At 73.4% G+C, this 13,610-nt stretch carries 8 protein-coding genes; 3 read left to right on the top strand and 5 right to left on the bottom strand.

What is annotated here, in order from left to right:
- Positions 1–1,162 precede the first annotated feature (1,162 nt).
- Positions 1,163–1,600 carry a helix-turn-helix transcriptional regulator gene (locus AB0C22_RS28660; protein WP_307799405.1) on the top strand — a complete coding sequence of 146 codons (438 nt, stop codon included), beginning with the start codon at positions 1,163–1,165 and terminating at the stop codon, positions 1,598–1,600.
- 56 nt (positions 1,601–1,656) lie between these two features.
- On the opposite strand, the gene AB0C22_RS28655 is transcribed toward AB0C22_RS28660, so the two are convergent.
- From AB0C22_RS28655 to AB0C22_RS28645, 3 genes are all read right to left on the bottom strand, one after another.
- The gene (locus tag AB0C22_RS28655) at positions 1,657–4,929 is read right to left on the bottom strand and encodes a lamin tail domain-containing protein (protein WP_357538044.1); all 3,273 of its coding nucleotides are present in this window, start codon (positions 4,927–4,929) and stop codon (positions 1,657–1,659) included.
- Positions 4,930–5,069: 140 nt separating this feature from the next.
- Complete coding sequence (locus AB0C22_RS28650) at positions 5,070–6,086, bottom strand: GNAT family N-acetyltransferase (RefSeq protein ID WP_208568329.1); 1,017 nt, start codon at positions 6,084–6,086, stop codon at positions 5,070–5,072.
- Positions 6,087–6,158: 72 nt separating this feature from the next.
- Positions 6,159–7,544: a lytic murein transglycosylase gene (locus AB0C22_RS28645; protein ID WP_357538042.1), complete on the bottom strand. Its 1,386-nt coding sequence runs from the start codon at positions 7,542–7,544 to the stop codon at positions 6,159–6,161.
- Between the two features lie 56 nt (positions 7,545–7,600).
- Between AB0C22_RS28645 and AB0C22_RS28640 the strand changes: the two genes are divergently transcribed.
- Complete coding sequence (locus AB0C22_RS28640; protein ID WP_208568300.1) at positions 7,601–7,828, top strand: zinc ribbon domain-containing protein; 228 nt, start codon at positions 7,601–7,603, stop codon at positions 7,826–7,828.
- A 187-nt stretch (positions 7,829–8,015) separates the two neighbouring features.
- Positions 8,016–10,892 (top strand): adenylate/guanylate cyclase domain-containing protein, encoded by a 2,877-nt coding sequence (locus AB0C22_RS28635; RefSeq protein WP_357538040.1) that lies wholly within the window; start codon positions 8,016–8,018, stop codon positions 10,890–10,892.
- Positions 10,893–11,017: 125 nt separating this feature from the next.
- Here AB0C22_RS28635 and AB0C22_RS28630 read toward each other — a convergent pair whose 3' ends face one another.
- Both AB0C22_RS28630 and AB0C22_RS28625 read right to left on the bottom strand, forming a co-directional pair.
- Positions 11,018–11,560: a phospholipase gene (locus AB0C22_RS28630; protein WP_208568298.1), complete on the bottom strand. Its 543-nt coding sequence runs from the start codon at positions 11,558–11,560 to the stop codon at positions 11,018–11,020.
- A 171-nt stretch (positions 11,561–11,731) separates the two neighbouring features.
- The gene (locus AB0C22_RS28625; protein ID WP_357538038.1) at positions 11,732–13,426 is read right to left on the bottom strand and encodes a family 10 glycosylhydrolase; all 1,695 of its coding nucleotides are present in this window, start codon (positions 13,424–13,426) and stop codon (positions 11,732–11,734) included.
- Positions 13,427–13,610: the final 184 nt, after the last annotated feature.

The following is a 13,610-nucleotide window of genomic DNA, read 5'->3' as shown; positions in this document are numbered from 1 at the left end:
CTGGCCCCCTGTTTCCTGCCCTGGCTCCTCGTTCCCTGCCCTGACCTCTGGGCTTGTGGCCCCCGTTCCTTGCTCCGGCCCCCGTTCCTTGACCTGGCCTCCCGTTCCCTGATCTGGCCCCTCGTTCCTTGACCTGGGGCCTCCCGGTCCTCGCCACGGCACCCGGTCCCGCTCTCCTGACCCGGTCCCCGCTCCGGCCTCGACCCCGGTCCACACCCCGCCCCGTCCGGGATCCGGCCCTCGGCCCAAGGTCCCCGGCCCAAGGTCCCCGGCCCAAGGTCCCCGGCCCAAGGTCCCCGGCCCAAGGTCCCCGGCCCAAGGTCCCCGGCCCAAGGTCCCCGGCCCAAGATCCTCGGCCCAAGGTCCCCCGCCCAAGGTCCCCCGCCCAAGGTCCCCCGCCCTGCCGTCGGTGAGCTGCTGTCGCTGGCGATGCTGGGTCTAAATTCGGCGGCACCGTCCGGTCGGCGGGCAGCCATCTTGATTACTCTCCGCATTTTCTGGCCTCCCTCCACCTACCCTCATTCGCGCACTTTGCTCTGCTGCCATCCGCGCGACGCTCGCTCTGGGTGCCTGTCGCGGATGGGGCAGCAGAGCAAAGCGTCGGTGGGGCAGTGGGGCGGGGTGGAGAGGGGTTAGACGTTCTTGCTGTTCACGGTGTTCTGATGGATCTTGGGGGGGCGGTGGGGTCGTCCAGGCTTGCGTTACCCAAAGTAATTGAGGCGATGAGGCGACCGAGTAACCCAGCGTGATCGGAAGGGGTCTGTGGAGGATGCGGGTTTTCCACAGGTCGCGGAGTTGTCCACAGGTGACGACGGCGGGGTTGCGGCAGGGCCTGGCCGGGCGCGACGGTGGCGCCATGACCGACCCCGCACTGCCGCCCGAACCCGCTGCCCATCCCACCTCGGGCTCTGGCCCGGCTTCGGCGTCCCACCCCGTCCTGGGCTCCGCTCCGGCCCCGTCCGCTCCGGCCCCGTCCGCTCCGGCCCCGTCCGCTCCGGCGCCGTCCGCTCCGGCGTCGCCCGCTCCGGCCCCGTCCGCTCCGGCTCTTGCAGCTCCGTCCGCCCCGGCTGCGGCCCCCTCTCCCGCTCCGGAGGGGAAAGGGGACGAGCCGCCGACCTTCCTCAGCAGGCCGTTCGACCTGCCCTGGCCGGCGGCGGGCATCGTGCGGGCGGTCCGGCGGCGTGCCGACGCGAGTCAACGGGAACTGGCCCGCTGGGCGGGGGTGCACCACGGCACGGTCGGGCGGATCGAGGCGGGTGCGCTCACCCCGAGCATCGCCCTGCTACGCCGGATCATCGCGGCGGCCGGCTTCCGGCTGGCCGTGGTCGACGAGTTCGGCCGGGTGCTCACCCCGATGCGGGACCGCGACGACACCCGGGACGGTGCCGAGCGCCGCTACCCGTCGCACCTCGACACGATTCTCGACCCTGAACCGGGGGAGTGGTGGGCGGACGTCTACGGGCTCGCCCGACCGCCGGAGACGTTCCGCCGTAACCGGGCCGTCCGGGACGCGATGCGACGCCGGAGCCAGTGGGAGGTGCGGGTGGCGAAGTACCGCAACGTGCCACCGCCGCCCCGCGTGGTGCGCCCACAATGGTGACGGCCCGCCGATCCGGCGGGAAGCCGGACCGACGGGCCGTCGGAGGTGCGCAACCGTCAGTCGTCGTCGGTGATGGTGCCCGTCGCCAGCAGATCGGCGAACCGCAGGTTCAACGGGCCGGCCACCGCGAACGCGATCTTCTCGTCCGCCTCCCGTTTCCGGTCACCGCGCACGGTCACCGGGAACGCCAGCGAGGTCTGCCCGGCGGGCAGGGTCCGGCAGCCGACGTACGGGGTGAAGTCCAGCACGACCGTCGCGGTCAGCCCCACCGTGGCGGCGCAGAGCGTGGTCGGCTGGGACAGCGGACGGGACACGGTGACCTGGAACGTCATCGTGCTGCCACCCTGGTCGCCCTCCACCACGGTGGCGTCGGCCACCCGCAGCGACGGCTGGCTGCGGAACCGGGCCACCTGCGGGTCGTGGTCGCTGGCCCCCCGGGTGCCGTCCCCGGTGAACTCCGCCGGCCAGTCCGCGTTGACGTGCGCCGCCCGGATCTGCACCAGGTCGGCGTGCAGCGCGTCGTTGACGAACAGGTTGTCCAACGTCTGCGCCGCCCCCTGGAAGCTGTACGAGTACGCCGCCGACGGTACGTCGGCCACCAGGTCGTCCCAGAGGTTGTGCAGGCCGGCCCGGTAGAGCGGCCCGAGCTGGTCCGACGGGGTCGGGTTCGCGCCGGTCGCGATCGGGTCGTCCGGGCGGGGGAAGACGTTCAGGTCCCCGCCGTACACCACCCGGGCGTCCGGGTCGGCCGCCTCGATCGCGGTGACGATCGCCGCGCCGTACGCGGCCTGCTCGGTGCGCTGCCCGACCCGGCTGTCCGGCCCGGACGAGTAGTGGTTGCTCAGCGCGTACAGCAGGTAGGACTCCGAGCCGCCGGGCGTCGACTTCACCACGAACTTGCCCAGCTGCGGGGCCCGGGTGAAGACGTTGTTGCCGTCCTTGCCCGTCGAGGTGTCGGTGTCGGCCGGCAGCACCGCGTTGAGCGCCTTCGGGTTCTGCACGTCCGCGTTGGACGCCAGCCCCGCCGACCGGTACTGCACCGTGGGCGCGGAACCCAGCAGCGGATCGGTGGCGGTCGCCCCGGCCAGCGACAACCGGTCCGTGCGGTACAGGAACGCCGAGGTGATGCCCCGGGCGTCCGCGCCGGTGCGGTCGTACGCCGCCGCGTAGGCGGGACCACCGGCGGCCCGGATCGCCAGCGCCAGATCCTGGAGGGTGTCCGGTGCGCCGTCGGCGTTGTCGGTGGTGCCGCAGACCAGGCTGGTGCCGGAGACCGAGCAGATGTCCTGGTCCTCGGCCTCCTGCACCAGGATCAGATCCGGGGCGTGCAGGTCGGTGCGGATCTGCGCGGCAAGCTCCGACAGGTGCTCCCGGTAGTCGGCCTCGCCCGCCGGCACGTAGTCGAACGGCGGGGACACCCCCGGGCAGCCCGCGTTGCCGGTGAAGTCGCAGCCGTCGAACGGGTCGTCGCGGAAGTCGTACAGGTTCTCCACGTTGTAGGTCGCCACCGCGACCTCCCGGGCCCGGTCCGCCGGGCGCGGCGGGTTGTTCGTCGCCGGGTCCACCCCGGCGGTCAGGGCCAGCGACTCCGGCTGCACGCTGAACTTGCTGAAGCCGTACGACACCGCACCGAACGCGTCGGCGGTGAGGGTGTCGAAGGTACGCGCGGGCGGGAGCAGCGCCGTCGAGTCACCGGCGGTGGCCTTCACGCCGCCACCGCCGAGCAGGATGCGCTGCCCGTTGCCGTTGTCGAAGAGCTGCCCCGGCACGTCGTCCAGCGGGTGGGCGTCCCGGAAGACCCGGCGGGCGTACGGGTCGGCCCGCTTCAGCAGCGGATCCGCCCGGTCCACCACCCACACCTCGGAGTCGGCGGTGGAGCCGAACACGTCCCGGGGGCCGGTGACGCCGGAGCCGCTGCGGACCCGCAGGCGGGCCCCCTCGTGCCGCTCCCAGAACCGGTCGGCCGCCGAAGCGTCGGCCGGCGGGACCGCGTCGTCCACCGTCACGGCGGTGTTCGCGTCGAGTCCGGTGTCGAGCCGGCGGACCAGCGAGGCACCGGAGAGCTGGGTCTGGTCGAAATACTCCGACACCCGGCCGCGCAGCACCACCTCGTCGCCGACGGTCGGCGCGTAGCCGCCGATCAGCGTGGTGAACGCGCCCATGAAGACGAAGATCCCGTCCGAGCTGAGCGGGTCGCCGTCCTCGGTGCCGGTGCGGCTCTGCAGGTAGAAGCCGTACTGGTCGGCGCCGGCCGAGGTGCGGGTCAGCGACTTCTGGGTGATCACGCCCCGCACGTCGTACAGCAGCGGGCTGGTGCCGGTGCCGGAGGGCGGGGCGAGCGGCGACCGGTCGGTGCGCGGGTTCTCGTCGTCGCGGGTCGGGCCCTGCACCTGGCCCACCGACAGCACCCCGTTGGCCTGCACGGTGAGCGGGCAGGTGGCGGTGCCGCCGTCGGCGTCCGTCGCGGTCACGGTGACCGTGTAGGTGCCGGCGGGCAGGCCGGTGGCGGTCACCGTCGCGGTCGCCGTGCCCCCCGGCGCGGTCGCCGGGGTGAACGCGGTACGGCTGATCGAGCCGCTCGCCGGGGCCGGGGTGACCGCGGTGACCGCCAGGTCGACGATCGTGTCGTCCGGGTCGGTGCCGGTCACCTCCCGGGTGCCGGTCGCGCCGGCCTCGATGGTCAACGTCCCGCCGCAGGTCAGCACGGCCGGCTGATCCACCGGGCCGCCGCCGTCGAGGGTGTGCGCGCCCAGCCCGTCGAAGGTGTCGGTGGCGAACCCGGCCCACTGGGCGGCCGGGTCGAACGCGTCCGACGGGTCGGTGTCCCCGCTGGACACCGCAGGCAGCCGGCGCAGCGTGTTGTCGGCGGTGCTGGTCAGCCCGCTGCCCCACTCGCTGCCCGGGTCGACGCCCACCTGCCCGATCGCGTCGAGCACGACGGCACCCCGACGCAGCACGATCGCGTCGTCGCCGTTGAACAGGCTCGCGCCGGTGGTCTGGTCGGCCTGGGCGAGGATCGCCGGCCCGGCCGAGGCGGCGGCGAAGACGAAGACGTCCCCGGCGGCGACGGTACCGGTGAGGGCGATGGTGGTGGCCGTGGTGGCCCCGTTGAAATAGAGCTGGAGCTGGTAGCCACCGGCGGTCAGGTCGACCGCCGCGCCGGTGCCGTTGTACAGCTCGATCGCCTTGTTGTTGGACGAGCCTTCGACGTACTCGGAGATGAACAGGTCGGTGGGCGCGGCGGTGGCCGCAGTGGGAGCGACGCCGAGCACCGGTACGGCGACGACGGCGACGGTGGCGAGCGCGGCGAATCTGCGGCGCAGGCGCATGGGGCCTCCACGATGGGTGGACGGGAACCAACGCACGTTAAGGTGCGTCGCTGTCCGCCGTCCATCCCCCCGGGGGCGATGTGGTGAATTCGCGACAGTGCCGCCCGACGCCCTCGATCGGACGCCGCCGGCCGCCCTGCTCAGCGCTGGGCGTCGAGCCGGTGCACCAGTTCGGCGACGTCCACGCTGTATTCGCACCAGTCCCGGTCGGCCTGGTAGCCCAACTCGGCGTTGACCTTCAGCATCGCCTCGTTGGCCTGGGCGTTCCAGGTCTGCACCTCGGTCAGCTCCGGCTCGGCGGACCGCAGCTCCAGCAGCATCCGCGCCTTGATCGCCCGGTCGATGCCGTAGCCCTGGTGGTCACGCACCACGATGGTGTCGTACTGGTCGGCGCGGGTGGGGTGCTGGACCGGCACCACCACCTCGGTCAGGCCGGCCACCGTGCCGGTGCGCTCCTGGAGGGCCAGCACGATGTACGGCTTCATGCCCCGGCGGTGCAGCGTGTCGAGGCTGTCCCGCAGCCGCTGCGGATCGTACGAGCTGGGGCGCAGTTCGCCGTCGTCGACGTCGCGCACCTCGGCCTTGGCCCGCGCGTACGCCTCGATCAGGTCGTCGGACGGCCCACCCGGGTAGAACTCCAGGTGGTAACCCGGGTCGACGCCGGCCGCCATCTCGGTGAGCGCCGTCCAGTCGACCGTGCCCAGGTCGAGCACGCTGCGGGTCTCGACGTACTCGCGGGTGAAGCCCAGCGACGAGTAGAAGCCGATCGCGGGGGTGTCCCCGACGACCTCGACCCCGATCGACTGGAAGCCCTCCTGGTAGACCCGTCGGGCGGCGGTGCGCACCAACTCCCGGCCGAGCCCGCTGCGGCGCACCGCCGGGTGCACCAGGACCTCCAGCACGCCGATGTCCCCGAGCAGCAGCACGTGCACGTGCCCGAGGATGGTGCCGTGGCCGCCTCCGGCCGGCGGATCGTCCTCCGCCACCCAGGAGATGCGTCGTTCGCCGGGCATCACCTCGGAGAGGTACTCCCGCAGGGAATCCTCCCGCCAGGGCGGGTCCTGCGGGAGATCGGCGGCGAGGACCGCGTTCAGCGTGTCCAGTACGGAGCCGATCTCGGCGGACGACGCGGTTCGGGGATCCCACTCGCGCACCATCACGCGTCTAGCTTGCCGTCAACGGCTCTTCGGGGGAAGTGTCCGGTCCGCCAATGTATGCGAACGATCACCTCACGTACGGCTTGCGCGCCCGTACTCGTGGGCCTTGTCGAAGACGTCCTGTGCGTACCGGCGGACGTCGTTGTAGGAGAGGATGGCCCCCCACCAGTCGCCGGGGATGGTCATGTTCCGGCCGCCCTGGCACAGGTAGTTGCCGGCGGCGAGCGCGGTGTCGTCCAGGTCGTGCGGGTCCTTGCGGCCGTCGTTGTCGGCGTCCGCCCCGACCTGCTCCCAGGTGGTGGGGATGAACTGCATCGGTCCGATCGCCCGGTCGTAGACGGTGTCCCGGTCGAACAGCCCGCCGTCGGTGTCCCGGATCAGGGACCGCCCGCCCTTGCCGTCGAGCGGATCACCGATGATCTCCGGTACGGCCCGGCCGTCCGGTCCGAGCGTCGCGCCGTTGGCCTGCCCGTGCCGGGACTCCACGTAGCCGATCGCGGCGAGTGTGGTCCAGCTCAGCCGGCAGCTCGGGTTCGTCCGGGCGAGCACCAGCTCGGCGTAACCGTACGCCTGCATGGCGATCGGGGAGACGGCCACCTTGGTGCCGGTGACCCGGGCCCAGTCACCCAGCGCGTCGGCGGGCCGGCCGGCGGCGGTGGGGGCGACCGGTCCGGTCGGCGCGACCCCGCCCGGTGGGAAGCCGGCCGGCGGCAGGGAGGGGACGCCTCCGCCCGGGAGCACCGGGATCCCGGTGGTCGTGGCGACCGACGGCAACCCGGAGCCGGTGGTGGCGGGGTCGTCCACCGCCACCGGTCGGGGTGCCCGGACCGCGCCTGGCACCACCACCGCGCCGACGGCGGCGGTCGCCGCGACCAGCGCGAACAGGAACAGGGCGGGCAACGTCAGCCGGCCGCTGGGACGACGGGACCAGGCCCGGGTGGCCCGGGTCGCGGCGCCCACCGCCTGCCGTGGTGGCGGCAGGCGGACGGCGTGCGCGAACGGGATCCGCCGCCGCCGACCCGCCACCGCACCGCCACCCGCCGGCGGCTGCGTACCCGGCGTGGCCTCGTCGCCCCCGTCGCCCTTCGCGGCCGACCCGCCCTCGTCACCGGGACCGGTCTTCGCGGCCGGTTCGGCGTCGGTCTTCACGGCCGGTTCGGGTGTGCCGTCGGTGCCGGTCGTCGGGGCCGACTCCGACCCGGGCGTCGTCGGCTCCGACCCGGGCGTCGTCGGCTGCGATTCGGGCGTCGTCGGCTGCGGCCGGACCTCGGGGGTCCGGGGTTGAGCGGCGGCGTCGGCCGTCGGGGAGGCGGGGGCCGTAGGGGCCGGCGTGGACGAGGGGGCCCGGTGGGGTCGGCGGGGCCGGGGGATCCAGCCGCGCCGCGGAGCGGGGGGTACGTCCTCGGGTGGGGTCGCCGCCCGCAGGGGCCGTACCGTCGAATCTTCGCCGCTCACCACTGTTTGAGTATCACCCATGTCGGCCAGGGAGTCAGGTCCGGCCGTAGGGTGGGGGCATGCCCCGGTACGAGTTCCGCTGCCGCGCCTGCGGCGACACCTTCGAGGTCAACCGGCCGATGGCCGAGGCCGGTGCGCCGGCCGACTGCCCCCAGGGGCATGCCGACACGGTCAAGCTCCTGTCCACCGTGGCGGTCACCGGCCGTGGTGGCGGCTCCGGCGCCGGTGGCGCCCCTGCGGGTCCCGCCTCCGGTGGCGGTTGTTGCGGGGGCGGCTGCGGCTGCTGACCGGATCGTCCGGTGACCGGACCGGCTGGTGACCGGGTCGGAAACGACCCGATGTAACGGTGCGGCGCGTCGGTGCGCCAGGGTCAGTGAGCCCCTTGGGTCCGATATCGCCCAACCGTTCTCACGATGCGTGACCGGTTGACCATAGGGCAGCATGAACCCCGACGTCAGGGCGGAGGTGCCACGAATGTCGCCACGGATCCACCTCCCGAGCGGTTGGGTGACCTTCGTGTTCACCGACATCGAGGGTTCCACCCGGCTGGCCCAACTGCTCGGGTCGGACTATCGCCCGGTGCTCTGGGAGCACCGTCGCCTGCTGCGCGACACGCTGGCCGAGACCGACGGCGCGGAGTTGCTGACCGAGGGGGACTCGTTCTTCCTGGCCTTCCCGGACGCGTCGGCGGCGCTGACCGCCTGCCTGACCGCGCAGCGGGCGTTGTCCACCCACGAGTGGCCCAACCCGGAGGCAGCCCCGAAGGTGCGGATGGGACTGCACACCGGCTACGCGGAACCCCGCGACGGCGAGTACGCCAGCCCCGAGGTGCACCGGGCCGCCCGGGTGGCCGCCGCCGCGCACGGTGGGCAGGTGCTCTGCTCGGCGTCGACCGCGCGGCTGGCCGAACCGCTGCCCACCGGGGCCACCCTGATCGACCTGGGCCTGCACCGGCTCCGGGGCTTCGACGACCGGGAACGGCTGTTCCAACTCGTCGCGCCGGGGCTCGGGCGGCAGTTCCCCCGCCCGCGTACCGCCGAGGCGTTGGCGCACAACCTGCCCACCCAGGTCACCTCGTTCGTCGGCCGGGAGACCGAACGGGTCGAGCTGGATCTGCTGATCCGTCGGCACCGGCTGGTCACCGTGGTCGGTGCGGGTGGCGCCGGCAAGACCCGGCTCGCCGTCGAGGTGGCGTCCGGCCAGGTGGAGGCGTACCCGGACGGGGTGTGGTTCGTCGACATCGCCACGGTCACCGACCCGGGGCTGGTGGCGTTCGCGATCGCCGCCGTGCTCGGGGCCCGTCCGGAACCGGGCCGCCCGATCCTGGACACCCTGGTCGAGTACGCGGCCGTCCGGCGGATGCTGGTGGTCCTCGACACCTGTGACGCCCAGCCGGCGGCCTGTGCCGAGGTGATCTCCCGGCTGCTCGCCGGTGGCAGCGGACTGCGGGTGCTGGCCACCAGTCGGGAGGCGTTCGGCCTGCTCGGTGAGGTGGTGTGGCGGATTCCGCCGCTGGCGGTCGACCCGCAGCCGGGGCGTACCGAGAGCGACGCGGTGGCGTTGCTGCTGGACCGGACGGCGGCGGCCCGGGGCGGTCGCCCGCCGGAGTGGACGGAGGCCGCCGACCTGCGCCGGGTGGTGCAGCGGCTGGATGGGCTGCCGTTGGCGATCGAGTTGGCCGCGGCCCGGCTGCGGGTGCTCTCCGCCGGTCAGTTGGCCGCCCGGCTGGACGACATGCTGGGCACCCTCGACGCCGGGCGGGACGCCCCGGAGCCACCCGCCGAGCGGGGTTGGGCGGGCAACCAGCAGGACACCGTGGACCTGGTCGCAGCAGCCTCCGGGCAGACGCCGCCGAGCCCTGCGCACCGGGCGGTGCAGCGTTCCGCCACCGAGCGGCACCTCACCATGCAGGCCACGGTCACCTGGTCGTACCGGACGTTGGGGCCCCGGTCCGCCCGGTTGCTGCGCTGGTTGGCGGTCTTCGCCGGGCCGGTGGACCTGGCCACGGTGGAGTGGCTGTTCGCCGACGACCCGCTCGATCCGCTGTCGGTGCTGGTGGACAAGTCGATGGTGCTGGCCGAGCCGCACGCCTCCGGCAGCACCTACCGGATGCTCGACCCGATCCGGGCGTACGCGGCGCGTCGGCTGGTCGAGACCGGCGAGGAGCAGGCTGCCCGGGACCGGCACGTGGCCTGGGCCCAGCACGCGCTGCACCGGGCCCACCTCGGGGCGGACGGCCGGCCGGTCACCCTGTCGCTGTACGCGGTGGACCCGCTGGCCCGTGAGTTGCGGGCGGCGCTGCGCTGGTCGGCCACCGGGGGCAGTGCGCGGGCCGGGCTGCTGCTGGCCGGTGGGCTGGACCAGTGGTGGCGGGAGCGGGGGCTGTCCCGGGAGGCCCGGCTGTGGCTGTTCCGGCTGTACGGGCGGATCGCCGAGACCGGGGAGGCGATCCCCGAGGCGGAGCTGGCGGCGGCGTACCACCTGCACTCGCTGCACGCCGGTGCGGACGGCGAGTTCGCCGAGGAGCTGCGGTTCTCGCAGCGGGCGGAGGCGGCGGCCCGGCAGGCCGGTGACGCGGGGCTGCTGGCCCGGGTGCTCGCCGGGCGGGCCGCGCCGCTGGTCGACATGGGGCAGTTCGCCGAGGCGGAGCGGGTCTGCCGGGAGGTCATCGACTGGGCGGGCGAGTTGGAGGTCAGCGGGGACGCCCTGCTGGCCGTCTACAACCTGGCGGAGCTGCTGTGGCGGCGGGGTGCGTTGGCGGAGGCGGCGGAGCTGCTCGGGGCGGCCCGCCCGGCGGAGGCGGCCCGGCCGGTGGAGCGGGGCTACCGGTCGGTGGACATGCTGCTGGGCATGGTGGCGTTGGCCCGGCACGACCTGGTGGCCGCGCACGACCACCTGTTGGTGGCGCTGCGGGCCCGGATGGGGCACGGCTACCACGGGCGGGCCTGCGACACGGTGAACGCGGTGGCGGTGCGGTGTGCGCTGGGCGGGGAGCCGGTGACGGCGGCCCGGTTGTTCGGCGCGGCCCAGGCCACCCGGGCCCGGTTGCGGGGCACTCCGGGCATCTTCGCCACGTACTGGCAGGAGCGGCAGGTCGAGCTGCGGCGCACCCTCGGCGACGCGGCCTTCGACGCGGCCTACGGCGAGGGCGGCGAGTTGGGTCTGGAGGAGGCGGCGGCGTTGGCGTTCGCCGTGGAGCACCCGGATCTGGCGGCGGACTCGGTCCGGTTCCGGGCGACCGGTGTGGTGACGCCGCGACCGACCGGCACGGCCACCCCCCGACCGGCCGGCGCGGTCACCCCTCGACCGCTGGCCCGCCGCGATGCGGAACGTCGGGAGGAGTGGGCCTGACCCGCCGCGCCGTCCGACGGGCGCGGCGGCGATCCGGCGGACATGAGCGCGGCGCACAGACCGACCGGTGGGCGTGGGCGTCCGGCGGCGCGGCCCGCGCCGCCGGACGCCCGGCTGCCGGTGGGTCAGCCGCGTCGGGCGGCGGCCCGCTCGGCGTCGGCCTTCATCCGGGCGGCCCGGTCGAGGTCGGCCTGCGAGACGGCGGCGACCGAACCGAAGATGCTGACCGCCTGGTAGTACGTCCAGGCGAGGCTGGTGCAGGCCGGGCGGACGACTGAGTTGTAGGTGGCGCAGACCCGCTTGAGGTCCTCGTAGAAGGCGCTGTCCAGGCGGGCCTTGTTGGCCGAGAAGATCCCCATCGCCTTGTGGTTGCGGTAGCCGAAGTCGTGCCGGTAGCAGGAGAGGTTGAAGGTGAAGCCGAGCGGGTTGTCCGGGCTGGACGAGCAGTAGTCGGTGGACCAGTCGAAGCCGTAGTCCGCCCAGGCGGCCTGGTTGAGGCGACCGGAGTTCCAGGCGTTGTAGCTGCTGGCGCTGGTCTGGGTCCAGCTGCTCAGCACGCTGAGCTTTTGCGAGGTGCTCACCGCGGCGGATGCGGGTGAGCCGACGCCGAGCACGCTGAGCAGGGCGAACGTGCCGGCGGCGAGGGCGGTGGCGAGACGACGGGACAAGTTTTCCTCCGCGGGATGGGCGGTACGGTGTGTCACCGGTTGGTCACCGGAGTTAGATCAGTCTCGATCAATGTCCCGTCGGTGGGGCGTGGTGGAGGCGACGTATTGGTGACATACGTCGAAACAGACGAATGCCCCGGGTGCCGGAGCACCCGGGGCGTCCGAGGACGATCAGCGCACCACCCGCGCCGACGAGGCGGCACTCTCGTTCCACGACCGGTCCAGCGCGGTCACCTGGTAGGTGTACGCCCGACCCGGCTCGGCGGTGCCGTCCACCCAGGACTGCGGCTGCCCCGGGGCGGCCCGGACCGTGCCGACCAGGTGTGCAGCGTCGGCCCGCCCGCACCCCTCGACCGGGCCGGGCCCGTCGAAGCGGTAGACCGCGTACGACGTGGCGGTGCCGAGCTGGCCCGTCCCGTCGGCCGGCTGCCGCCAACGCAGACGTACCCCCTCGGTGGTCCGCTCGGCCCGGGTGAGTGCCGGACGCAGCAGCGGCTTGGCCGGCAGGTGCGCCATGGTCGGCACCAGCGCCGGACGGGAGTAGTGCGCGGCGGCGTAACGGCTCGTCGCGCCGAGCCGGTCGGCCCGCACCTGCACCGCCGAGAAGTGCACGTTGCCGAGCACCTCCGGGTACGCCCGGTTCAGCGTCAGGTGGTCCGACAGTTCCTGCGGGTTCATCCAGTACGTGCCGTAGGCCGGGTCGCCGCTCTTGTAGTCCGCCTGGCCGATGTAGAGCTGCACCCGGGTGCCGCGTACCGTCTGCGCCCACCAGGGCACCAGTCGGGCGTAGTCGGCGGCCGGATACTGGCCGATGTACCAGTAGAGCTGCGGCACGACGTAGTCGATCCACTCCTGCTTGACCCACCTGCGGGTGTCGGCCGAGATGATGTCGTACGACTGGCTGCCGGTGGTGTCCGAGCCGTCCGGGTCGGCGCTGGCGTTGCGCCAGATGCCGAACGGGCTCACCCCGAACTTCACCCACGGCTTGACCGCCTTGACCCTGACCCCCATCTCCTGGATCAGCAGGTCGATGTTGTCCCGCCGCCAGGCCGCCCGGTCGGTGAACCCTCGGTGGTACGCGGCGAACGTCGCATCGTCCGGCACCGGGTACGTGCCGCTCGGGTACGGGTAGAAGTAGTCGTCGAAGTGCACGCCGTCGATGTCGTACCGGCGGACCGCGTCGAGTATCGCGGTCTGGACGAACTCACGGACCTGCGGGACGCCCGGGTCGTAGTAGAGCCGGCTGCCCGCGACGCCGGCCGGCGGGTAGGCGAAGGTCCACTCCGGATGCTGCCGGGCCGGATGGTCCGGGGCGAGCTGTCCCAGGTCGGCACCCGCGCCCCCGGGTGCCGGCATGGAGATCCGGTACGGGTTGAACCAGGCGTGGAACTCCAGGTTCCGCAGGTGTGACTCGGCGACCAGGAAGGCCAGCGGATCCCAGCCCGGGTCCTGCCCCCGCACCCCGGTCAGGTACTCCGACCACGGCTCGTACGGCGACGGCCAGAACGCGTCGGCGGTCGGCCGGACCTGCACCACCACCGCGTTGTGGTGCAGTCGCTGCGCCAGGTCGAGCCAGCCCCGGTACTCCGCCTGCTGGGCGGCGATCCGGTCCGGGGCGGTACGGGAGGCTGCGCTCGGCCAGTCGATGTTCACCACCGACGAGATCCACATCGCCCGGAACTGCCGCTTCGGCACCGCCGGATCGACCGCACAGACGACACCACCCCCGCCGACGGTGCCGCCCCCGCCGCCGAACCCGGCCCCGGCCGCGTCGACCGCCCCCACCGGCCCACCCCACCCCACTCCGCCGACCAGCCCCAGTATCAACCCCACCACACCGACCCGAGCCACCTTCACACTCCACATCCCTTCACCATCTCCCCATCCCACCCCCCACCCCCCACCCCCACCTCGCCTCGTCCCGGCTCGCCTCGTCCCACCTCGTCCCGCCCCGGTGATCAAGAGGTTTGCGTCATCCAGCGCGCGAAAGTTGACGTCGCCTGATGGCCTGGCTAGATGAGCCCATTCAGGACTGCGCGACGAGGCACTA

The organism is Micromonospora sp. NPDC048894, from assembly GCF_040649765.1.
GTDB lineage: Bacteria > Actinomycetota > Actinomycetes > Mycobacteriales > Micromonosporaceae > Micromonospora > Micromonospora antibiotica.
The sequence above is the reverse complement of the archived record's forward strand: the minus strand, read 5'-3'. Positions and strand labels throughout refer to the sequence as shown.